Below are 24158 nucleotides of genomic sequence, written 5' to 3' on the forward strand. Positions count from 1 at the left end.
TGTTCCTGTATTTAAGAGAGCTATAGAGTAGTTGTCATCGAAACTGATTAGGGAAAAGTGAATACGATGTGCGAATTAATGGGCATGAGTGCCAATGTGCCTACGGATGTTTGCTTTAGTTTTACCGGATTGATGCAACGGGGCGGGCGTACTGGGCCCCATAAAGACGGCTGGGGCATCGCATTTTATGAAGGGCGGGGCTTGAGCAGCTTTCATGATCCGAATCCAAGCGTAAATTCCAAAATTGCCCAGCTTGTTAAAGATTACCCAATCAAAAGTCACGTCGTGATTAGCCATATCCGACAGGCAAATGTCGGAGATATCTGTCTGGAAAACACCCATCCATTCAGCCGAGAGTTATGGGGGCAAATGTGGACATACGCTCACAATGGTCAGTTGGATCAATCAGTGTTCGAGTTACCCTTAACTCATTACCGACCAATTGGGACGACTGATAGTGAATATGCCTTTTGCTGGCTCTTGGGTGAAATACGGGAGGCTTTCCCGGAAAGACCGGATAGCTATGATGAGCTAATAGGGTTTGTTAAGACCCGAAGTGATCAGCTTCGTGAGCTAGGAGTTTTTAACATGTTGTTAACGGACTCCTGTTATCTGATGGCTTATTGCAGCACTAAGCTCCATTGGATTACCCGTAAGGCTCCCTTTGGACAGGCCTCTTTGTCTGATGTTGAAGTCGTCGTGGATTTTTGTGAAAAAACGACACCTACGGATGTCGTTACTATGATTGCAACGGCTCCATTAACGGATAATGAAGTATGGAACAAGTTGGAAATCGGTGAAATGATTGTGTTTCGTAATGGTTTGGTGATCAGTCAACAGCGATGAACCCTGCGTAAAGATTCAGCTACCCGACGAGCCCATTGAATCTTAACGGACAACGTTATTATCTATCTGTTGCCTCAATCGCTACGCTTCCTTGATAAGTTATTTGTGTAACAGTCTCGGCAGAGCTGATTATTGATCGAATTAATCGGTTGGTGCGAGCTGCTGCGTGGCTGTTTTTATTTCATTTGAAATCTGTACTTTTCCTCTTCAGCTCATTGGTCTACAGTGGGTTAGACGAAGGTCGTATATAATGTAATTTGTTGTCATTGATTAAGGAAAGTCTGTGCAATTAAATGGTGCCGTGAACGCTGACAGTTTCGAGAATGAGTTGATTGATTTTGGAGTCTACGAGACTCTGATCGATCTCTTTGATGACTCCTGTGATCGATATGCGGATCAGCCTGCATTTTCAAATTTGGGTAAAACCCTCACGTACAGGAACCTACGACAATCAGTTAATGATTTCACTGCCTTTTTGCAGCATCAGACCAACTTGGTACCGGGTGATCGTATTGCAATTCAATTACCTAATTTACTGCAGTATCCAATTGTTCTATTTTCCGCTTTGAGAGCCGGGTTAGTGGTTGTTAATACCAATCCTTTGTATACCGCAGAGGAGATGGAGTTTCAGTTTAAGGATTCTGGAGCAAAAGCACTCGTCGTGTTGGCTAACATGGCTCATCTGGTCGAGAAGGTTGTTGATAAAACCGATATCAATACTGTTATCGTGACTGAAGTTGGAGACGCATTAGGACCGATGCGTCGGTTATTGGTTAACGGTGTTATTAAGCATATTAAGCGTATGATCCCCGATTACCATTTACCGCAGGCTATCTCGTTTACCAATGCTATGAAAGCAGGGGCAAAGCTCAACGTAAATGCGGTTTCAGTCAGTCGGAATGATACAGCTCTTTTGCAGTATACCGGTGGAACGACCGGTATAGCGAAGGGGGCTATGTTGAGTCATGCCAATATCCTGGCAAATGTCCTGCAGGTAAAAGATTTGCTGAGTAAAGTAACCAGCGTCGGTCAAGAAACGACCATTGCACCGTTGCCGCTGTACCATATTTACTCGTTTACGCTGAACTGTGTCCTGATGATGGAAATGGGTAATCATGTAGTTTTAATAACTAATCCTCGTGATATTTCCGCCTTTATTAAAGAGCTTAAAAAATGGAAGTTTACAGTTTTCAGTGGGCTGAATACGTTATTTGTAGCGCTGTGTAAAAATCCAGGCTTTAGTGAGCTGGATTTTAGTCATTTAAAGTTGACCTTATCCGGTGGTATGGCTTTGACTCAGGCTGCGGCGGACAGGTGGAAAGCGATGACGGGATGTGAAGTTATTGAAGGCTACGGTCTAACGGAGACGTCTCCAATCGTGTCGGTAAACCCACCCGATGGTGTTCAATTAGGGACAATCGGTCCTCCGATACCGGGAACAGAGGTGCAGTTGTTGGATGAGGATGGGTCAGTTGTACCAAAGGATGGGATTGGTGAGCTTTGTGTTCGCGGTCCCCAGGTGATGAAAGGTTACTGGCAGAAGCCTGAAGAAACAGACCTGGTTTTATCTGTTGATGGCTGGCTTAAAACGGGAGATATCGCACAGATTCAGGATGATGGCTATATCCGAATTGTTGATCGTAAGAAAGATATGATTAATGTTTCCGGCTTCAATGTTTATCCTAACGAACTTGAAGAAATTATTTCGGGCCATCCTGATATTGATGAATGTGTAGCCATTGGATTGCCTTGTGATTCGAGTGGTGAGCTAATCAAGCTGTTTGTTGTTAGTCGGAATTTGCAACTGAGCGTTAATCAGGTGCGGGATTATGCGAGAGAACGATTAACAGCATACAAAGTGCCCAGCCAAGTTGAATTTCGAACGGTATTACCAAAAAGCAATATCGGAAAAGTATTACGCCGAGCGCTTAGAGATGAAGAGCTGAATAAATTGGCGACAAATGGCAAAACAAATGGTAGAAAGCCCTGAAAACTCCTTTTTATGTTAGTGATAAAGTCTTAGGGAGCAACATTAAGAGAAACGATAGAACAGATTGTTTTTCCTTCGCTGACTGTAAAACTATGGAGCACCACCCTTATACACCCTATAATTGCTCTCCGCATACCTGTTATTGAATTTAGGGCCTTCTTTTGAACTCCGCTATTGAGAAACTGAACAATCAGATAGATCACTGTCTGATTGCTGACCGTCAGGAATTAAAAAAGATTCTTGCTGCAATAAAGCGTAACCAGGTCAGTGGAAAGCCCTTTGATCGATTGCTAAAGCGCTTTGAAGATAGGGTCTCGCGCTCAGCGGCGGCGGTGGAAAGACGTTCCTCTGCTCCGCTCAGTCCCAATTATGACGATGACTTACCGATCTGTTCTAAGCGAACAGAAATCATTAGCCTGATAGACAAGCATCAGGTGGTTATTTTGGCGGGTGAAACCGGATCGGGGAAAACCACTCAATTACCTAAGTTTTGTTTAGAGCTCGGAAGGGGGCGCTTCGGACTCATTGGTCATACGCAGCCCCGGCGTTTGGCGGCAAGAGCAGTTGCAAATCGCATTGCTGAAGAATTGCAGGTAGAGCTCGGTAGTATGGTCGGGTATCAAGTGCGATTTAGCGATGCTCTTGGTGAGCAGAGTCGTGTGAAGCTGATGACAGATGGGATTTTGTTGGCCGAGATTCAGCATGATCCTTTGCTGCTGCGATACGATACTCTCATCATTGATGAAGCCCATGAACGCAGTCTTAATATTGATTTCCTCTTGGGTTACCTCAAACGTATGTTACCTCGGCGCCCAGACCTTAAGCTGATAATTACGTCTGCTACGATTGATCTTGAGCGTTTCTCTAATCATTTTGATAAAGCGCCTATTATTGAAGTTTCCGGTAGAACCTATCCGGTAGAAGTTATTTATCGACCTTTGGAAGATATTCGTCAGTCCGCAGCGGAGCAGCAACAAGAACAGCAGAAAGGTCAGGAAAAGGATCTTGATTTACAGCAAGCGATTGTTCATACCGTCACTGAAATTGAGCTGTTGGAAAAAAAACGGGGTGTACGTCAGAGGGGGGATGTGCTCATATTTCTCAGCGGCGAAAGGGATATTCGCGAGACTGCTGATGCTTTAAGAAAGCAAAAGCTTCGCGATACGGAAATACTGCCTCTTTATGCCCGTTTAAGTAGCTCTGAACAAAATCGTATCTTTCGTCCGACAGGAAAAGGCAGACGTATAGTATTGGCTACTAACGTGGCTGAAACTTCTCTGACCGTGCCTGGTATACGCTATGTTATCGATCCCGGTTTTGCTCGTATAAGCCGTTACAGCTACCGCTCTAAAGTTCAACGGCTACCAATCGAGCCTGTTTCACGAGCCAGCGCCAACCAGCGAAAGGGACGTTGCGGGCGTGTAGCTGAAGGTATTTGTATTCGCCTTTACAGTGAGGATGATTTTACGTCACGACCTGCCTTTACCGATGCCGAGATTCTTCGTACTAATTTGGCTGCTGTTATCTTGCAGATGGAGAATTTAAAACTAGGACCGGTGGAGGAGTTTCCTTTTATTGATCCGCCTGATTCACGATTCGTTAAAGACGGAGTTCGCCTACTACAGGAGTTGGGTGCTTTAGACTCACGAGGACGTCTGACGAAAGTAGGAAAGCAACTGAGTAAGCTCCCTGTAGACCCTCGAATTGGCAGGATGATAATTGAGGCGGAAAAAAACCAGTGCCTGAGCGACGTTCAAATTATCGCCAGCGCGTTGAGTGTGCAGGACCCTCGCGAGCGTCCTTTGGATAAGCAGCAACAAGCTGATGAAAAGCACCGAATCCACACGGATAAAGATTCTGATTTTATTGGCTTTCTTAATTTATGGAATGCCTATGAGTTACAAAGGCAGCAGCTCAGCAATGGTCAGTTAAGGAGCTATTGTAGAAAGAACTTCCTGGCGTTTATGCGTATGCGCGAGTGGCGTGATCTACACCGGCAGTTACATCTTGCCTGTAAGGATCTTGGTTTTTCAGAGAAAAACAGGGCTGTTGATAGCCGGGATCAGAGTAAAAAAGCCTTATCAGCAACTGCCAATAAGAATACGAAAAATGGTGATCGTACAAATGTCGGCGTTGAGGACAGCTTCAATTACAGTGCTATTCACAAGTCTCTTCTGTCCGGACTACTGAGTCATGTAGGGGTTAAACAAGAGAACAGAGAATACCTTGGTGCGCGAAATCGTAAGTTTATGGTTTTTCCCGGATCCGTTCTCAGTAAGGGGAAAGCGAAATGGATTATGGCTGCTGAATTGGTTGAAACAACCAAGCTTTATGCGCGATGTGTTGCCAAAATAGATCCCCGCTGGTTGGAAAGTTTAGGCCGTCATTTGGTTAAAAAATCTTACAGTGAGCCCCATTGGGAGCGTAAACCGGCTCAAGTAGTTGCCTATGAGCAGCAGTCTTTGTACGGGCTTCCCATCGTGTCCCGACGTAAAGTGCATTACGGAGCAATCGACCCTCAGGAGAGTCAGCAGATTTTTATCCGCTCTGCGCTGGTTGAAGGGGATTTTCAGACGCGTGCGCCGTTCTTTGAACACAATCGCGCCTTAATTTCAGAAATAGAAGCGTTAGAAGATAAATCAAGGCGCCGGGACATTGTGGTAGATGAAGAGCAACTCTACGAATTTTACCGACAAAAGCTTATCTTCGATGGAAAAAATCATACTCAGAGTAACGCGAGAGGAGACAAAGTTGTTAATGGGGCTTCATTTGAACAATGGCGTAAGTGCGTTGAGCAGGAAGACCCCAAAGCCCTGTTTCTGACTCGTGATCAATTGATGCAGCACGATGCGACAACGATTACTCAGGTACAGTATCCAGATAGCCTTGACTGGGAAGGTATGAGTTTTAGATTAAGCTACCGTTTTGAACCTGGCGCAGGCGATGACGGTGTCACGATCTCTGTTCCAGTAGGTGCGTTGAATCTGTTGCCTCAGAACAGGCTTGAGTGGTTGGTTCCGGGGATGCTTAAACAAAAATGTATTGCGATGTTGAAATTATTACCGAAAGCGATACGCAAGAACTTTGTCCCAATACCTGATTACGTGGATGCCTTTCTGGACGCGGCAATACCAGATGATACTGAATTGACCCAGGCATTAAGCCAAAGTTTAAGGAGGATGACGGGGGTATTGATACCAGTGGACAGCTGGAATATAGATGCGCTTGAAGAACACCATAAAATGCGAATTCTGGTTCTTGATGAGGATGGAGAATCACTCAGCGCTGGACGTAACTGGCAAGCTCTTTTCAAACAGTTTGGTAATCGTACTATTCAACCAGCCAAGGACGAGTCAGGTCTGGAAAGAGTCGATATCAAACAATGGGATTTTGGGAGTCTGCCGCAGCAGGCGGAACGATCTCAAGCGGGAATGAAAATTACTGTTTATCCCGCACTGGCTCTAGATTCAGAGGGCAAAGACAGCGGAGCAATCAGTAACCTGCATCGGAATAGATCCAGTAAAGCCAAAGGTGAGAGTCTTGAAGAAGCGAAGAACAGTCAATATAGCGAAATTGGTATTCGTATCTTTAGTAATAGCGAAGAAGCCGCAGCCTCCCACAAAAGAGGTGTGGTGCGACTGCTGCAGCTACAACTGGGTCCTCAGATAAGTCAGTTGCGTAAGAAACTGCCTCATTGGCAGCAAAGTGAACTGTTGTTTGCAAAAGTTGGGAACAAAGATGCACTTTGGCAGGATTTTCTCGATGCAGTTGTAGAGCGTACATTTTTACAGCAAAAACCATTACCAAGAACAAAAGAACAGTTTTCAGAAGCACTAAGTACCGGCAAAGGTAGCTTCATTGAACAGGGGAATTTGTTAGCGATACAGCTTTACGAAATTATGAGTGCCTACCATAAGCTGAAAAAATCACTTAGTGGAACAGTTTCGCTGGATTCAGTTGTAGTTCTAAATGATATTAAAAGCCAGCTGTCACACTTGGTCTTTGTTGGCTTTCTGAGCAGTACCCCGCCCGTTTGGTTGAATCGTTATTCGTTTTACCTAAAAGCCGTTGAACTGCGGCTGGAAAAATACCAACGTGACTTAAATCAGCAGCGTTTCTATAGTGAGCAGTTGACCGCATTTTGGCAGCGCTACGAAAAATTAGCTGAAGTTGCTGTCGTTAAGGCCGGAGAACTCTCGGCAAGAGAAACATATCGCTGGATGCTTGAAGAATATCGAATTTCATTGTTTGCACAACAACTGGGAACTGTTTCAACAATATCCTCGAAGCGTCTTGATAAACTATGGCGTGAATGTCAATAGAAAACACTTGTTTTAATTGGCTGGCCATCGCTCTATGGATAATTGGCGCCAATATATCAAATTCTGTTTATACAGTTATGGCGGATAGCGGTGATGATTGCTCCGGGGCAGGGACGGCGGTGTTGTGTGAGAATGAGTTCGTATGTTGACGCTCTGATAAAAACATGGTTGAATACCGCAAATTTTTTAGATTTAGCGTTAGTAAAGCGCTGTGATTGCCTTGAAGGCCTCAAATTTCGTTTGAAGGAAGCGTTGATTTGAAGTGGGCAGTCAATTGAACGACTTGGACCGGTTAAGAAAGGAAAATAGACAATTTGTGTGGTTTTTGGACGATATTTAATTGTTCGTGTAAAAAAAACATCAAAAAAGCAAATTAAATGAATAAAAAGGCAGCATTTTTTATTTTTAGGTCTACATTTTTTTCTTGAGCTGAGTTAGAGTTGGGTACGTTTGGAATTTTAGTGATTTCTCAGATGAGCCTGAATACAGGTGATCGAGATGCGTAATAAAAAACTGTTTAACTACTAGTATGTTAAAACTTGAAGGGGAAATTTTAATGAAGAAGTCACTGATCGCCCTGGCTGTTGCCGGTGCAATGACTGCTCCAATCCTGGCGCAAGCCGACGCTACTCTGTACGGTATCGCCGAAATGCGTCTTATTGACGAAGACAACAATGATCTTGACCTTAACATGAACAAGACTCGTCTTGGTGTTAAGGGTACAGTAGACAACGATATCGAAGGCCTGGAAAGCTTTTACCAGTTTGAGTGGGAATTCAATGCTAACGGAGATTCTCTGAGTGGCGCTGTAAGCAACGATACAACTGTTCGTAAATCCTTGGTTGGTTTGAAAGGCGGTTTCGGTTCTGTAATCTTCGGTCGTCAGAATGCACACGCTTCTGCTACTCATAAGGCTGATATCTTCAAGCGTGGTTCTGGTTACGCTGTTGCTACTCCTGACCGTTACGGTAACTCCATGAGCTACGTGACTCCTAGCATGGGTGGTCTGGAAGCTTACATTCAGGTTGTTACTGAAGCTAACCTGGGCGGTGCTGATGAAGACGTTGATCTGACTGCAGTAGGTGTTAATTACTCTGCGAACGGTCTGGGTGCTGCTATCTCCTACACTGAAACTGACAAAGAGTCTTTGGGTGGCGCTGCTACTGATGACAGCGAAATCATTGAAGCAGCAGTTTCTTACTCTATGGACGCATTCTACGTAGCTGGTTACTATGCTGACATCGACAACGGTGGCGAAAGCACTAACAACTTCGCTATCGCTGCTTCCTACACCATTGGCAAGGCTGTTCTGAAGGCTGGTTACGATGAAGTTGAAAATGCTTCTGGTAACGATGATGGCGAGCAGATCATCCTTCACGCTGGTTACAAGCTGGGTGCTAAAGCGTACACTTACGTTCAGTACCAAGACCGTAACGATGCTGCTGGCAACGATGCGCTTAGCCTTGGATACAGCTTGGCATTCTAATTTAGTTTAGAAAGCTAAAGTATTAAAAAAGGGTTCCTTGAGGAACCCTTTTTTCGTTTGTATAGGGTTGTAATGTTTTATTCCTCGGCGGGTCTGCTATTATTGTCCTTACTTTTGTGCAACGGCGTTATAAGGAATAACCCATTGATCTCTCGCATTAAGAAGTCTATTGTTTTAGTTTTTTTGATCTGTGCAGCAAATTCAGTATTGGCAGAGAAGAAGGGCACCGAGAAATTGAGTGCTGAAGACACCTTTGTTGAAGAAAAGAATGTCGCAGACGGAGCAGGCCAGAATATGGCTTCCGAGGGTAGTGCTATCGATCCTTGGAGTGGTTTTAATCGTACCATGTTTTCATTTAATGAAGTTCTTGATGAAAATATCTTGCTGCCAGTAACAAAAGGTTACCGAGCTGTTGTTCCCGATCCTGTTGAAACAGGCGTGCATAATTTTTTTGGTAATTTGGGAGATGTTGGTACATTCTTTAATTCGCTGTTTCAGTTAAAATTTCATGATGCGGCTCATAATATATCGCGTATAACAGCAAACACATTTTTTGGAATTGCCGGTTTGATTGATGTGGCAACTCCATTAGGGCTTGAAAAGAAGAACGAAGATTTTGGTCAAACGCTTGGCTATTGGGGGGTTGATACGGGACCTTATCTGGTTTTGCCATTCTTTGGTCCAAGTAATGTGCGCGATGGAATTTCTTTATTGCCTGATAGTTACCTTGACCCAGTTACCTACGTGGAAGGCGCCGATGCCCGATTTTGGCTCAGAGGTTTACGTGTAATTGATATACGATCACAATTAATCAGCACAGAAAGATTGATTTCGGGTGATCGGTATAGCTTTATTCGAGATGCTTACCTGCAGCGTCGTAAGTTCTTGGTAGCTGATGGTGCAGTCGAAGAAACCTTTGATGATGATGGCTTTTAATAACTATTGATTTCGCCATAGAAGCTCTTTCTGTATTTTTCTTCGCTTAATTAAACATGGCGAATATGGTGGTTTTGCGGCGCTCTCTCTTAGGAGTATACTCACCCTAGGAAGTATGACGTAATGATCCTAACTGTGGGCGCTGAATAGGCGAGTAGTATGAATTCTGATCGCTATTGTCTTCTTGTTTCAGATAGTCCATTGGACACTGTCAGTCATGAAGCTCTTAAATCTGTTCTTACTAAGGAATCAGTAGAGCTTGTAGAGGTTTCTGGTTCTGTGGCTGCGCTGGAAGCAGTAGATGAGTTGGCCCCGGATATCGTTTTTACGACTCCTCTGGAAGAGGATGAGAGCTGGCTTGCCACTATATCGGACAAAGTAAAACCAAACCCTGTTGTTGCTTTTGCTTCCGATTCGAATAATGGTCGGGTTATCAAGGCGCTAAGACAGGGTGCCAGTGATTTCTTTGTTCTCCCTATTGATGAACCTGAGTATTTAGTTCGTTCGGTGTTGCGCCAGTTGAACAAAGCCAAGGTTATTGCTGATAGTCAGTATTTTCGTGATGAATTGGAGCAGAGCCTTGCACTATTGCAAGAAGACCAGCAGGCGGGGCGCCATGTCCAGCAAAAAATGTTGCCGCCAAATGAAGTCGTTATTAACGACTATCGTTTTGAATATCGTATAAAGCCTTCTCTGTTTTTAAGCGGAGACTTTATCGATTTTTTTAAGATATCTGAATCTCTTTCGATGTTTTATTTAGCTGATATATCTGGTCATGGCGCTTCATCAGCATTTGTTACTGTTTTGTTGAAAAATATGACCAATCGGTTATTGAGAAATTATAACCGTGGTTCAAGTTTTCATATACTCTCCCCTACAGATGTTCTTTCCCGTATTAATACCGAGCTTCTCGATACAGGGCTTGGAAAACACCTGACCATTTTTGTAGGCTTGCTTGATCGGATAGAAAATACACTACAATACGGTGTTGGGGGGCATTTTCCTATGCCTATTCTTCAGCAGAGTGGAAAAGCTGAATTTCTTGCCGGCAGTGGTATGCCTGTTGGTTTGTTTGATGATGCCCAGTTCGATGGTCGTATTGTTGAATTGGAAGAAGAATTTTGTTTAACGTTGTTCTCTGACGGAATTCTCGAGATTTTGGATCAGCCTGACCTAAAGGCTAAGGAAAATGTCTTGCTGGAGACTGCGGCCCGGGGCTATGATGACCTACAAGACTTGGCAAAGGCTTTGGGGGTTGATCAAATCGAAGAGGCTCCTGATGATATTGCTGCTTTATGTGTGTCTCGGGTAGTTTAGATCTGTTTGTCTGGAATGCACCGCCTGAAAATTGTCTGATAAAGTTGACTAACAATGCAGAAAGGTAAAATTCTATTTGCAGAACAGGATGGTAACTACATCCTTAAGTTTGTTGGGGATGTGCGTCTGACACTTTGTTCTACATTGGATTTATTTTTAGAGAGTATGCTCGATAATGAAGGCTTTAAAACAGTTATCATTGATCTGTCAGAGACTGATGGTATTGATAGTACCTCGTTAGGATTGATTGCTAAGATAGCCGTGAAAATGAAGCGGCACCATCAGGTTCGACCAACGATTGTCTCAACCAATGAAGATATCAGTCGAATACTTTTGAGTATGGGGTTCGATAAAGTTTTTATCCTCATCCGTGACGCTGTGCAAGGGGCTGAACAACTGCGGGAGCTTACTGTTTTGCAAGAGACTGAGGAGCAGGTAAAGGATAGGGTTGTGGCCGCACATCGAGTTTTGATGGATCTCAATGAGCATAATAGAGAGTCTTTTCGGGATTTGGTTCGATCATTGGAGAATGATTAAACACTATTGGACACCTACAGTTATTTGTCGTTATTAAAGTACGCATCCCAGTTTTGCGTATCCACTTTATGCCGATGCCTCTACCTGCAATGATTCTTATTCTAAGATGCTGATTTGTTTCGATTCCAGCAATTGTTGACCTAGAGTTACTAAGGCTCTTGACAGTTATTGTAGGGTGCTGATTGCGATGACTACCTTGACCTCTGCTTAAACAAATGAGAATCTATGCTGACAGGCTATTTTTTCGGCATGTAGGTGGACTCGTTTGGATATAAATCAAGAGGTTGATCGGCTCAGTCAGATCCCGATGTTTTCCAAGATGGAAGCATCTAAGCTGAAGTTGCTCGCATTCACCAGCAAGCTTGTTGAGTATGACGACGGCGATATACTGTTTCATGCGGATGACCCTGCCGACAGTGTCTATCTGGTGATGGAAGGGCAAGTAGAGATCCTGGTTGACTCTGATAATGGAAGTAGCTCTTCAATTGTTCGTGGTGAAGATTCGCTTATCGGTGAAATGGCGGTAATATCAAGTCAAGGAAGATCAGCATCCGTAAGAGCCAAAGGTCCGTTAACTGTATTGAGAATAGAAGATGATGTATTTCTTCAGCTGCTGACAGGGAATCCTGAAGTGGCTCTGGATGTGATGCGTCAGCTCAGTGATAAACTCACAGAAGCTCATCATGCTAATGAGTGTCTTCAGCATCGACTGAATGCTTTAGCAAAGCACTAACCCAGAGATTATATTATTCAAGAGAGCGCAGTTATGGACTCTTCCCGTTTTCATCAGTTATGGCAGCGAAATGTCTCTGGGGGAAATGCGTGGGAGCCTGGTCGAGTGTTTGATTATCTGGCTGATCTGTATGCTGAGCCGATTCGAAATTATCATAACTCAGACCATATTGAACTTTGCCTTGAATGGTTTGATCGATACCGTGACTTGACCGTTGATCCTGACGCTATCGAATTGGCAATCTGGTTTCATGACGCCTGTTATGGGCCTGAACCGATTGGACATGAAAATCGTAGTGCTGGTTTATTTCGCAAGCTATCGGCGGATGGGATCTCTAAAGACAGGCAAGATAAAATATGCCAGCTGATTATGGACACAACTCATCAGCAGCCTCCATCCAACGACGATGCTTCACTACTGGTGGATATTGATCTCGCCAGTTTTGCTCGTCCTTGGCATCCCTATCTAAAAGATACTGCTCGTTGCAGGGCAGAGCGTAGCCACCTTGATGAAGGTGAGCTTTGTCGCTGTCAAATTGATTTTTTACAATCGTTGATGTCCCGGCCCTATATATACTACAGTCAGGCTTTTCGCTTATATCACGAGGACCAGGCGCGCCAAAACATAACTAAGCTTATTGAGCTTTTAAGCTTACGTACGTGCTCATAAGACTATTCAATGTTGAAGTGATATTGATAGTCGCTTTTTATAATTCTTGCGTTGGCTCAACGGAAAATACCGAGGTCGATTCTGTTCGTCCTTTTACTCTTGCTTCTCCTTGAGGTACAAAGTTGAATAATCGGTTTTTGCATTGGGATCTTGTTGCTTCTGAAACGAGAATCTTGCTCTGGAATTCTTTATTGAGTTGTTCTAGTCGAGCTGCAAGATTTACAACATCTCCGTGCACCGTATAGATAAGACGCTGATCAGAACCCATAAAACCACCGACCACTTCCCCGGTATTTATTCCAATCCGTGTTCCCAGCTTTGTTTGATAATTGCTGTCGCCAAATGATTGGTCGCTTAGCATAAGTTGGATATCAATAGCAGCTTGAACAGCGCATTCTGATGGAGACAGTCCGTTGTGGGGGCGATTAAAGCTTGCAAGTATCGCATCCCCTTGAAACTGATTGATGATTCCTCCATAGCTGTCCAGTACTTTCTCGACGGCTGTAAAATAGCCATTCAGGGTTGCAACAACGGTTTCTGGTGGTAGTTTTTCACTGATAGTTGTGAAGGAAACAATATCGGTGAACATTACTGATGCGGAATAGGTGTGCGCATTGCCTGCGAGAGGTACATTTTCTGAACGTTTCAAGTCGGCTACTACTTCGTTGGGCACGAAGTGAGCGAGGTCTTCCGCCACATTCGCCTCAATGACAGATTCAACAAGTAATTTTCTGGCTCTGAATACAGCAGCAGAGAGGACCAGGCTGACAATGACAATACTGATAATTTTGTCGAATTCTGCTCCAAGAAGAACACTGTTTGAGGTGAGGTAGTGAATATAATCGTTAGTTATCATTGAGTTTTGAGGGTCTGCTCTGATGACGTAATAAATCATCAGCAGCCAGCCGAAGCTTGCTACAGCTCCAGAAAATAGTATAAACCTGACTTCAAACCTCAGTGCTCTCATCGCAATAAAAATAAATACATAGAGTAATGTCGGTGCCTTGAGATAGAAGGCAGGAGGCTGCATGTATTGGATATGAAAACTCCAAATCAGTAGATATATCAGTGCCATATCTATCATTATCGAAAAGTAGGTAAACCAGTTTGGAGGCAAGCGCCGGTGACTGTAATAGAGATGGACAACTGTAAAAACAAAATATGCTGAAAGCACCCAAGGCACTGGTGCAAAGGCGACATCATCTGGAAATGTTTTTGGAGAAAGTGCGTATAACGCAGCAAAAGTGATAACAACACCTAGCTGAACCCAGGCGATAAGTTGTTCACTTTTCTCCTGGTGCCGATTGATTTTTAAATGCACTCGCTGAGGGAGTAACGAGTGGTGTTTTGAAACCTGAGCGATATCCTTTAGCATGTCAGAAATAGGCTGTTTCATGGATTAGTTGCTTTATAGAGATGAAGTAAGTGGTTTCGTTACGGTGATTCTGTTACCAAAGCGTATATAACGGTACCTTGAAGCAGTCTATCCCACTCAAGCTTAGGTTGCAGCGATGTTTTTAAGGTCTTGATTACATAGCTGTGGTTTGTAATGCATGGGCGGATAAATTAAGATGCCTGTTTCTTTTGGGGAAGTGTCTGAATGACCGAATTTTCGATGCCGGGTAAGCTAGAAAATGCTCGGGTGCTGATGTATAGCCACGATACTTTCGGCCTTGGCCATCTCCGGAGATGTCGTGCTTTAGCCCATTCCCTGGTTGAACAATTTAAAGGTCTTTCTGTTCTGATTCTTACAGGCTCGCCTATTATTGGCCGGTTTGAGTTTAAAGTCCGTGTGGATTTTGTCCGTATACCCGGAGTGATCAAGCTGCGTAATGGAGACTACACTTCACTGGGATTGCACATAAACCTGGAACATACTCTGGCGATGAGGGAATCTATCATCCTTCATACCGCAGAAATATTTGATCCTGACTTATTTATTGTGGATAAGGAACCCCTGGGGTTAAAAGGGGAAGTCGAATCCACATTAAAGATGTTAAAGCGAAAGGGTAAGCCGGTTGTTCTTGGGCTTCGTGATGTGTTGGATGCGCCCAGGTTATTGCGTGAAGAATGGGCTACCAAAAATGCGATTCCTGCTCTGGAGCAATATTACGATGAGCTATGGGTATATGGTGATATATCTATGGGGGATCCCCTGGCAGGACTGGATATTCCCGAGACAATCAAGAATAAACAACATTATACCGGTTACTTACCGCGGGCCCTGCCTGAGAAAGTCCAGTCCAAGCATCTTGCCGACATACCTCACCCTTACCTCTTAGTTACTCCTGGAGGCGGGGGTGATGGTGTTGAAATGGTTGAATGGGTTCTGAGTGCCTATGAGTCCGCAGGTGATCTTCCCTGGCACGGTCTGTTTGTTGTAGGTCCTTTCATGAGCCTTGCCAATCAAGAGAACTTTAAAGAACGTATCGACCGCCTGGATAATGCGAGCCTTATTACCTTCGATAATCATATGGAGTCGCTAATGGATCATGCGGCAGGAGTTGTTGCGATGGGGGGCTATAACACTTTTTGTGAGATACTATCGTTTAATAAACGAGCGCTGATTATTCCCCGAACCACTCCAAGAGAGGAGCAGTTAATTCGTGCACAGAATGCTGCTCAGCTGAATCTGGTTAAGTTGCTGGATCCTCGGGGAGGCATTGATAACCACCGAATGGTTGAGGCGTTAAAGTCGTTGGCTCAACAGGAAAAGCCTTCAGAGGTTATGCCTAAAGGCTTTCTACGGGGTCTGGAGACGGTTAATGAGCGCTTTATTGATATTATTCGTACCTACAACTAGGTCTTTCCGTAGCCAAAAATTGTTCACCGGTATGGTAATGATGGGTAAGCCATATTGATTATTGATGTCTGTTTGAGATTTACAGAGTGATTTGATGAAGCGACCTCGTATTCTGTTTTATGTCCAGCATCTACTTGGGATTGGTCATATCAAACGAGCATCTTTGCTGGTAAAGGCCTGGGCAGAGGCGGGATTTAAGGTTACCGTGGTTTCTGGAGGAGAGCCTGTAAAACAGTTTGGTTTTCAGCAGGCAGAGGTTTTCCAGTTACCAGCAGTTAAAGCTGCTGATGCCCAGTTTTCTGCCTTAGTCGACTCCGCCGGAAACCCGCTAACTGAAGAGTTTAAACGTCTTCGCTGCGAGCAGTTATTGCAGGTGTTTTCCCAGACTGCGCCAGATATTTTAGTGGTAGAGAATTACCCTTTTGGCCGAAGGCAGTTGCGCTGGGAATTGAAACCTCTATTGGCCGCTGCCAAGCAACGTTCTGATGTTGGAGTGAAAGTAGACCGTGGTTTTCAGAAGAAGCTGAGTTCCCCGCTGGTTATTTGTTCAATCCGGGATATTCTTCAAGGACGAAAACCTGAGAGGGTCGCCGAAACACTGGCATTGCTGGATCAATATTTTGACTACGTGATGGTTCATGGAGATGAATCCTTTATCCCGTTACGGGATAGCTTTCCCCAGGCCGACGAGCTGACCAATAAGTTGTTTTATACTGGCTATGTTACTGAACAGGAATATCGCTCTGAATCCAGCGACCTGGTTGATCCTGACATAGCAGGGTTCCACGAGACTGGCTGTACTGATAAAACTAATTCTCTTGAATCTAACGAAAGTACAGGAACAGGTGATTTTGATTCCGCTGGCAGGAATGAAGTGCTTGTCTCCGCAGGTGGCGGTGCTGTGGGCTTTGAGTTGATGAAGACGGCGTTGGTCTGTAAGAAGTTCTCGTCGTTGTCCCATTTGACCTGGCGTTTTCTTCTCGGGCCAAACTTTACTTCGTTAGAACAGAAGTCTCTGGCAGGTTTGGCTGATGATGGGTGTATTTTGGAACCAATTCGCAGTGACTTCAGTCAGTTATTAAATCGCTGCAGTTTATCTATATCCCAAGCTGGCTATAACACCGTGATGGACATTCTGACTTCCGGCAGTCCCTCAGTGCTGGTGCCCTTTGAAGGCAGTGGTGAAACTGAGCAACTCTGTCGTAGTCGCCGATTGGCGGAATTGGGACGCTGTGAATTGGTTTTAGAGTCTGATCTGAATAGCGAGCATCTTGTTGCGGCTATAGAGAGAGCTGTAGCTGAGAGATCTGCTAACAGGTCGTGCGAGACTGGACAGGGTTCTGGTGATATGAAAGAACATGAAAATACTGTCAGACCAAAAGGGTGGAGCCATATTAATTTAAACGGTGCAAAAAACTCTGTTGTCCAGATCAAAAACCGGTGGCAAAAGCATCAACAGCTAAGTTCCAGGAATGCTCCCCATGTCTAGTTGGAACGCTCTGCAGGAAGAGCTGAAACTCTGGGCTCAATCAGGCCAGGTACCGACAATGTGGTGGCGGGATGATGACGCTCAACAGGACTCTTCGAACTTGCGCAAACTGAGCCAACTAAGCCTGGATTATCAGTTGCCTCTGCATTTGGCTGTTATCCCCAAGGGAGTGTCTTCTGACCTGCAGAATGTGTTTGCAGATAACTCAAGAATTATGGCGCTTCAGCATGGTTATAACCATAATAACTATGCGGCTATTGGTAAACGGAAATGCGAGCTAGGGGATGATCGACCGATAACGAAAGTTATTCAGCCACTAACTAGCGGTTTAGCTCAATTGAGTCATTTGTTAGGACAAGCATTTGCTCCTGTGCTGGTGCCTCCTTGGAACCGTCTATCTACAAAAATACCGCCCTGTTTGGCGGATCTCGGCTTTGTCGGACTTTCAACACTGGGACCGCGTTCGGATCGTCTTCTCTGTGGCTTGACTCAGGTGAATGTGCATATTGATATTATTGACTGGAAGCAGCGACGATTTGCAGGTGAAACCCGGGCGTTAGAGCAAATGATCCATCATTTATCAGCTCGTCGACTTGGTTTGGTTGATGCAGATGAGGCCACTGGTTTGATGACTCATCATCTTGCTCATGATTCTGAGTGTTGGGTGTTTTGCCAGCAGTTATTTGAATTTCTGCAGGCTTACCCGGTTAATTGGTTAAGCGCTGAAGAGTTGTTCTAAATGGCTTTATTCACTGATGCCTGATCATTAATACCCGGCTGTTCAAGAGTCAGAGGAACATTCAAGGGAGATATTGTAATCAACTAGCTTTAGGCCTTGATTCGAATTCCAGCTAAATAGAAGTCCCTGGCTCCAGTTAATTTTCACGGGACAATCGTTTACCATCTCCCAGTCTAATGCGCTGCTGAGTAACGCTCTTAGTACACCCTTATGGCAAACAATCCCTGCATGTTCTTTTTCCTGAAGGGTTTCTAGCCAGGCTAACAGCCGTTGCTGCACTTGCCGTGGACTTTCACCTTCTGGAGCTTGTAAATCGAGGCCCATAGCTTCTGCTGTGCGCATTTTATCACCAAGCTGAGCTCTAAGGTCTGGAAGACGCTGACCCTCCCAAGTCCCCCAGTCCATTTCTATCAATGCTGGTTCAATCTGGTAGTGTTGAATGCCTAGATTCTCGGCTGTTTGACGTGCTCGTTTAAGTGGACTGCAATACCAGTGATATTGCTGGAAAAGAGAGGGGATATTTTTGTCCTTTAGGCTTTGCAGGCCCTCTGGGCTTAAGCCAACGTCTTGTCGCCCTTGTAGGCGCTTTTCTTTGTTCCAACTCGTTGCCGCGTGGCGAATGGCGAATAGTTTAAGGCTCATTAATATCTGCTCGCTGTTTTCTGAATGCGTTGTTACCCATTAGGGATTATTGCGTGGTAAGTATCTGTTATTTAGAAAATTTATCTGTGAGTTATTGCTGCTTTCTGGTTAATCAAAGCAGTGGTGTTAGTCTTTGCTTTAAGGTTTTAGCAGCAGCGGTCAGATCATGGTGTTGCAGGATATGGTCTCTGGCGGCTAATCCCATCAGTTTTAACTGTGCAGGATTTGACAGTAAAGTCTCCAGCTTCGCGGTAAAATCTGAGACGCTTCTGGGTTTGGCTAGTTCTGCGGTAATGCCTTCAGAAACGATACTGCTGACACCACCTTCGTTTCCCGCAAGTATACCCGTACCGGTTGCCTGGGCTTCAAGTAGCGATAAACCAAATGCTTCATTGACCGCAGGCCATAGGTAAAGATCACTGACCCTTAACAGCGGCAATAGCTCATTGGGCTGAAGCTGGCCAAGAAAGTGGACATCCGTTAAAGGAGTAAAATATCCTTCAACTTCCTTTCTGGTAAGGCCGTCACCAATAATCAGCATTTGCCATTGCTGTGGTGATGGCCGGAGCCTTTTAAGGGATTCTGCCAGAATGCGATAAGATTCAGTTTTATCGCCAGGTCTCATCATTGCGACGGTGATCAACCATTTTTGATTTGATTTTAGGTTCCAGCGTCTGGCGAGAAGCTGTTTTGGCAGCGGTGTTAGTGGGAGTTGATTTAAGTCCAGGAATGGCGCAAGCATATGAATAGGCAGGGTCGGAAACTGTTCCGAGAGACAATGTTTGTCAATTGGGTTAAGACAGAACACCGCGGAGGCCTTTTCCAGCGCTTTCAGGCTTCCCTGTACGCCTGTGTGCCAGGGACCGTTAAGTTGTTTCGGAGCATAAGAGGCTTCGGCTACTACGTAGGGAATATTGAGAGCATCTGCAACCTTTGGGCCTAACCAGTCTGGAGCCTTATGGTAAAGGTGATAAGTAAACCAGATTTTGGGTCTGTGTTGGAAAGGCATAGATAAATATCGTCTAATCAGACGTTCTGCCCAGCGTTTTCCGACAGATTCCAGCCGTTGCTGGTATTTTTTGTTGCCGCTGCCATCCCGGGTTCGGTATTCCGAAGCCAGCTTTACATCAAACCCTGCTTCTCCCAAAGCCTTTATCAATAATCTGGCGATATGACGATCACCGGAAGGATTGGGGTGGTTAGGAGATTTTAGTGGTGCATAAAATGCAAGCGGTATTCGGCTCATCAGCGCTCCTGTTCAAAATCGTTGGTTTAGCGCTTCACATCCAGATTTCTGAACTGATCAGAAGAGGTTGCCTGAAATTTTTCCATCAGTGTATCAATCCCTTGAGTTACCGAAAATTCTTTGGTTACGCGCTGATATCCTGCGTTACCCAATTGCTGTCGTAGTTGAGGGTCAGAGATTAGGTTTTCAAGCGCTTTGGCCAGTTCTGTTTCATTTTTTTGTTCGACTAATAACCCTGTTATACCGTTTTCAATCAATTCGGGTATTCCGGAAATGTTAGTTGATAGACAGCATAGCGCTTGGCTCTGTGCTTCCATCAGCACGTTAGGCAGTCCATCGCGGTCACCGTCGCCAATCACTTTGCTGGCCAGCACAAACAGGTCTGCCTTTCGATAGTGTTGTAAAACCGTTTCTTGTGGTAGCGCGCCAAGCCATTCAATATGCGGTGTGATCGTCAGTTTTTCTGCTTGTTTCTTTAAGTCATCCAGTAAGGGGCCACCACCAATATGGGTAAACTTCCAGTGCAGGGTCTTAGGTAATTTTGCCAAGGCGTTAAGCAGGTGGTCGTAGCCTTTCTTTTCTACAGCGCGGCCAACTGATATTAACTGGACGGGTTTAGGTTCAGCGTGATTTTCCGAGAGAGTGTCTGTGCTGGTATCTGTTGACTCAGTATTAAAGCGCTCAAAATCCAGTCCATGATACACCAGACCCACCTTTTCCGGACTAGCAGCTAGCTGTTTCAAGTACTCGGTATTAGCTTTGGTGCAGGTAACCAACCAGCTGATATCATCCAGTTTTTCCTTGATCTCCCATTGTGGAATTGTCCAGATGTCTTTGGCATGAGCTGATGCTGACCAGGGAATATCGCAAATTATTGATGTATAACGGGTTACTGATGCTGGTGTATGAATAAAGTGTGCATACAACTGCTGGGTCGGCTTTGGCAGTTCGTTGGCCAATACCAGCGCTTGTCCAAAACGACGAAACCTGTTTGATGTAGGGTCTCGTTTGAAGTCCTTAAGCCAGGTTTTTAGCGCTTTGAAGAACCCAGGTTTGGCCAGGCTTCGAATCAGGCCCTTAAACACCCTCAGGGGCTCCTGATGAAGATATTCCGGCAGGTAGATGACAGGAGCTTTAATTTCTCGATGAATAGGGTGAACCTGCTTATCTGTAGGGTGTCTCAACGAAACAATAGTTATTTCCAAGCCTCGACGTTCCAGTTGGCGAATCTCCTGGGCAATGAATGTTTCTGACAGCCGAGGGTACCCTTTAAGCACCAATGTAATAGATCTGGCCAATCGTAACTCCTGCTGAGTGCATAATATTGATTGATACTAATGTTAGTGGAGCATTGTGTAAGCGAGCAAAGTTCAGGCTTTGTTGCTGTAAAGTTATCCGTTAACCTAATGACATAACCAGAATTGAGCGGATTGACAGCCCCTAAAGGGCATGGACTATACCATAGAGGGAAGGAAAAACTGTCTGATATAATTGCACCGATAGGCGATGCAGGTATAGTGTCGAACTAGAAAGCAATCGAAATAACTGTTTGCGGATGTTGAATTTTATATTTTCAGGCATCTGCTCAAGAACAACGCGTCAGGTGTAAGCGTAAACATATGCGCTTTGCAGGTGGTCGGTGAGAAAAATCACTATCGCCCCGTGAATCTCATTTACCCAAACTGGCCCTAAGGATTCTGGCCCTTATGGAATCATCGATTTTTCGATACATTTTACGCTACACCTTAAAAGACCAGATTCTTATATTGATTCTGACTGTTTTGTCCTTGCCGTTTCTCTATGCAACGCTGGAAGTCCCCAAACTAATTATCAACGACGCTATTGGTGGCGCTAATGTCCCTGACAATTTGTTTGGCTATCCGGTCGATCAACTGACTTATTTGCTTGTACTCTGTTTGACCTTTTTAGTGCTGGTGATTGTCAACGGCGGTATGAAGTATGTGTTAAATGTCTATCGTGGGGTCGTTGGCGAACGAATGCTGCGGCGACTGAGATTTGATCTTTTTAGTCGTATCCTGAGATTCCCGGTCCCCCATTTTAAGAAAGTATCACAAGGAGAGGTTATCCCGATTATAACCGCTGAAACTGAACCCTTGGGCGGGTTTATCGGTGAAGCATTTGCACTTCCCGCATTTCAAGGGGGAATTTTACTGACCTACCTGTTCTTTATTTTTAATCAGGATGTACTTCTTGGCATAGTTGCAACTGCGCTCTATCCCTTCCAGCTTTACATTATTCCTAAGCTGCAACGTAAAGTGAACGCCCTCGGCAAAGAGCGAGTGCTGGCGGCACGAAAACTGGGTGATCGAATTGGGGATTCGATATCTGGAATTCAGGAAGTTCATGCTAACGATACTTCACATTTTGAACGAGCGGTTATCAGTCAGCGATTGGGTTTGATCTACAAGATTCGTTTCGAGATTTATAAGAAGAAGTTTTTTATTAAGTTTTTAAATAATTTCCTTGCACAGGTTACTCCTTTCTTCTTTTATCTGTTTGGTGGCTACTACATTATCCAGGGTGAATTGTCACTGGGGGCGTTAGTAGCCGTTCTTGCCGCATACAAGGATTTGAGTTCTCCCTGGAAAGAGCTACTTAAGTTCTACCAAACAAAAGAAGATGTTCGCATCAAATACGAACAGATTATCGACCAGTTCCAGCCACAAAGCATGCTGGATACAAAACTTCAGGAATCTCCCCCTTTAGAGCTGGATGCTAATCGCGGTGGCTGGGAAGGTACCAACGTTTATTATGAAGAGCAGGGAATTGGTCAGGTTGATCGTTTATCCTTCAAGCTTGATCTAAATACTCATTCTGCCATTGTTGGTATCGGCTCCAGTGGTAAGGAAGAGCTGGGACAGTTATTGGCTAGACTGATAACGCCTACGCAAGGGAGGTTGAGCCTTGCTGGGATGGACATGCGAAACCTGCCTGAGTCTGTAATAGGAAAGTATGTAGCCTATGTAGGAGCCAATGCCCATCATTTTTCCGGTTCAATCAGGGATAATCTTATTTATTCTCTGAGACATCGTCCGATAGAGGAGCGGGATAGTCCTGAGCGGCAGCAGGAAATTAGTAGCGCGAAGCTGTCAGGAAACAGCATAGATGACCCTGATGCAAACTGGGTTGATGAAGAAGCATTGGATCTAGCCGCTGAGCAGACTTTAACAGCTCATATCCATCGAGTATTAGCGCAGTCGGATCTCAATAATGATCTCTTTCAGCTCGGACTTCTGGGCACCCTGGCCGATCATCATCAGCAGCAACATCTTGAGGAACAAGTGCTCAAGGCCCGGGAAATGATTCACAAACAATTACAGGAGGGGGCGTACAAAGGCTTGGTCGAGTTATTTGACTGGAATAAATACAACACCAACCTGACTGTTTTGGAAAATATTCTCTTTAGTCCCGGAAAAAGAACAGGTTTTGATCGTAATAAACTTGCTGGTAATGAACAGCTACAGGCTTTTCTGGACAAGCAGGGGTTATTGGAAGATTTCTTGGTGATCGGCCGTGAAATTACCGAAATTATGGTTGATTTGTTCTCTGATATTGATGAAAACAGTGATCTGTTTGAGCGATTCAGTTTTATCAGCGCGGATGAATTACCGGCATATGCTGAATTGCTAAAACAGACCAAGGATCGGAAAATAGGTAAAGAAGAAAAAGAAATTTGTGAAAAACTTCTCTCCCTGACTTTCCAATTAAGCACTGCTCGTCACCGTTTGGGTTTGATAGATGAAATTTTGCAGAAACGAATTCTTCAAGCCCGTTCTGCACTGGTTGAAGAAATTGCCAGTAGTGATCTGAAACTGGAGTTTTTTGATAGCTATCGTTATAACTCTGATCTTAATCTCCAGGATAATATGTTGTTTGGTAAAATGGTTTATGGTCAGGCCAGAGCAGAGGAAAAGGTTACGGCTCTTATCCATCAGGTTGTCACTGAGCTGGGGCTTGAGGAAGGTATCATAGAAGTTGGACTGGACTATGATGTGGGCACTTCCGGCATGCGTCTATCATCGGTGCAACGGCAAAAGCTGGCGATTGCCCGGGCATTGGTGAAAAAGCCTGAAGTACTGATTCTCAATGAGGCGACTTCAGGTTTTGACCCTGCTGCGGAGACCAGAATGCTTGTTTCTCTTCGCGACGCACTGGAAGGTCGTGGGTTGGTTTACATAACCAGCCGAGCAGTGCAGGCTAAAAACTTTGACAATATTATTGTTCTGGAAAAGGGGCGCTTAATGGAACAAGGGACGTATGAACATCTGAGTCAGAACGGTAAAGTTCTTCCTCAGATGCTGGGATAATCTGAGAGGGTTTTCTTTTTTCGTCACTCCGCTCTCGGTTATTGGGTCTAAAGATCTTTATCGCAATGTTCGAAT

The 24158-nt window shown here is 44.6% G+C and carries 17 protein-coding genes; 13 read left to right on the forward strand and 4 right to left on the reverse strand.

Annotation, left to right across the window (positions count from 1 at the left end):
• The first annotated feature begins 66 nt into the window (after positions 1 to 66).
• From BGP75_RS00160 to BGP75_RS00200, 9 genes are all read left to right on the forward strand, one after another.
• Positions 67 to 846, forward strand: coding sequence for a class II glutamine amidotransferase (locus tag BGP75_RS00160; protein WP_076713830.1), 780 nt, complete (start codon positions 67 to 69; stop codon positions 844 to 846).
• A gap of 283 nt (positions 847 to 1129) precedes the next feature.
• Positions 1130 to 2836 (forward strand): AMP-binding protein, encoded by a 1707-nt coding sequence (locus BGP75_RS00165; RefSeq protein WP_083704535.1) that lies wholly within the window; start codon positions 1130 to 1132, stop codon positions 2834 to 2836.
• Positions 2837 to 2997: 161 nt separating this feature from the next.
• Positions 2998 to 7158: an ATP-dependent RNA helicase HrpA gene (gene hrpA, locus BGP75_RS00170; protein ID WP_076713832.1), complete on the forward strand. Its 4161-nt coding sequence runs from the start codon at positions 2998 to 3000 to the stop codon at positions 7156 to 7158.
• Positions 7159 to 7714: 556 nt separating this feature from the next.
• Positions 7715 to 8644 (forward strand): porin, encoded by a 930-nt coding sequence (locus tag BGP75_RS00175; RefSeq protein WP_076713834.1) that lies wholly within the window; start codon positions 7715 to 7717, stop codon positions 8642 to 8644.
• 144 nt (positions 8645 to 8788) lie between these two features.
• Entirely contained in the window at positions 8789 to 9580 is a 792-nt protein-coding gene (locus BGP75_RS00180; RefSeq protein WP_076713836.1) for a VacJ family lipoprotein, read from the forward strand.
• A 159-nt stretch (positions 9581 to 9739) separates the two neighbouring features.
• Positions 9740 to 10897, forward strand: a complete 1158-nt coding sequence (locus tag BGP75_RS00185; protein ID WP_076713838.1) for a PP2C family protein-serine/threonine phosphatase — start codon at positions 9740 to 9742, stop codon at positions 10895 to 10897.
• 54 nt (positions 10898 to 10951) lie between these two features.
• Positions 10952 to 11434: an STAS domain-containing protein gene (locus BGP75_RS00190; RefSeq protein ID WP_076713840.1), complete on the forward strand. Its 483-nt coding sequence runs from the start codon at positions 10952 to 10954 to the stop codon at positions 11432 to 11434.
• A 265-nt stretch (positions 11435 to 11699) separates the two neighbouring features.
• Positions 11700 to 12167: a cyclic nucleotide-binding domain-containing protein gene (locus tag BGP75_RS00195; protein WP_076713842.1), complete on the forward strand. Its 468-nt coding sequence runs from the start codon at positions 11700 to 11702 to the stop codon at positions 12165 to 12167.
• 33 nt (positions 12168 to 12200) lie between these two features.
• A complete protein-coding gene (locus tag BGP75_RS00200) occupies positions 12201 to 12836 on the forward strand; it encodes a hypothetical protein (protein WP_076713844.1) in 636 nt (211 codons plus the stop codon).
• 37 nt (positions 12837 to 12873) lie between these two features.
• Here BGP75_RS00200 and BGP75_RS00205 read toward each other — a convergent pair whose 3' ends face one another.
• Entirely contained in the window at positions 12874 to 14232 is a 1359-nt protein-coding gene (locus tag BGP75_RS00205) for an adenylate/guanylate cyclase domain-containing protein (RefSeq protein ID WP_083704537.1), read from the reverse strand.
• A 204-nt stretch (positions 14233 to 14436) separates the two neighbouring features.
• On the opposite strand from BGP75_RS00205, the gene BGP75_RS00210 reads away from it, so the two are divergent.
• From BGP75_RS00210 to BGP75_RS00220, 3 genes are all read left to right on the forward strand, one after another.
• Positions 14437 to 15639: a glycosyltransferase family protein gene (locus BGP75_RS00210; RefSeq protein ID WP_233152803.1), complete on the forward strand. Its 1203-nt coding sequence runs from the start codon at positions 14437 to 14439 to the stop codon at positions 15637 to 15639.
• 94 nt (positions 15640 to 15733) lie between these two features.
• Positions 15734 to 17128: a glycosyltransferase family protein gene (locus tag BGP75_RS00215; RefSeq protein WP_076713846.1), complete on the forward strand. Its 1395-nt coding sequence runs from the start codon at positions 15734 to 15736 to the stop codon at positions 17126 to 17128.
• Complete coding sequence (locus BGP75_RS00220) at positions 17121 to 17867, forward strand: polysaccharide deacetylase family protein (RefSeq protein ID WP_083704538.1); 747 nt, start codon at positions 17121 to 17123, stop codon at positions 17865 to 17867. Before BGP75_RS00215 ends, BGP75_RS00220 begins: the two co-directional genes overlap by 8 nt.
• A gap of 42 nt (positions 17868 to 17909) precedes the next feature.
• Here the strand turns inward: BGP75_RS00220 and BGP75_RS00225 are convergent, their stop codons facing one another.
• The 3 genes from BGP75_RS00225 to BGP75_RS00235 form a co-directional block, all read right to left on the reverse strand.
• Positions 17910 to 18509 carry a histidine phosphatase family protein gene (locus BGP75_RS00225; protein WP_076713851.1) on the reverse strand — a complete coding sequence of 200 codons (600 nt, stop codon included), beginning with the start codon at positions 18507 to 18509 and terminating at the stop codon, positions 17910 to 17912.
• Positions 18510 to 18621: 112 nt separating this feature from the next.
• A complete protein-coding gene (locus tag BGP75_RS00230) occupies positions 18622 to 19755 on the reverse strand; it encodes a glycosyltransferase family 4 protein (RefSeq protein ID WP_076713853.1) in 1134 nt (377 codons plus the stop codon).
• Positions 19756 to 19781: 26 nt separating this feature from the next.
• Positions 19782 to 21053, reverse strand: coding sequence for a glycosyltransferase family 4 protein (locus BGP75_RS00235; protein WP_076713855.1), 1272 nt, complete (start codon positions 21051 to 21053; stop codon positions 19782 to 19784).
• 408 nt (positions 21054 to 21461) lie between these two features.
• On the opposite strand from BGP75_RS00235, the gene BGP75_RS00240 reads away from it, so the two are divergent.
• On the forward strand, positions 21462 to 24083 hold the full coding sequence (locus BGP75_RS00240) for an ABC transporter ATP-binding protein (protein WP_076713857.1): 2622 nt from the start codon (positions 21462 to 21464) through the stop codon (positions 24081 to 24083).
• Positions 24084 to 24158 lie beyond the last annotated feature (75 nt).

Source organism: Motiliproteus sp. MSK22-1, from assembly GCF_001968815.1.
Lineage (GTDB): Bacteria > Pseudomonadota > Gammaproteobacteria > Pseudomonadales > Balneatricaceae > Motiliproteus.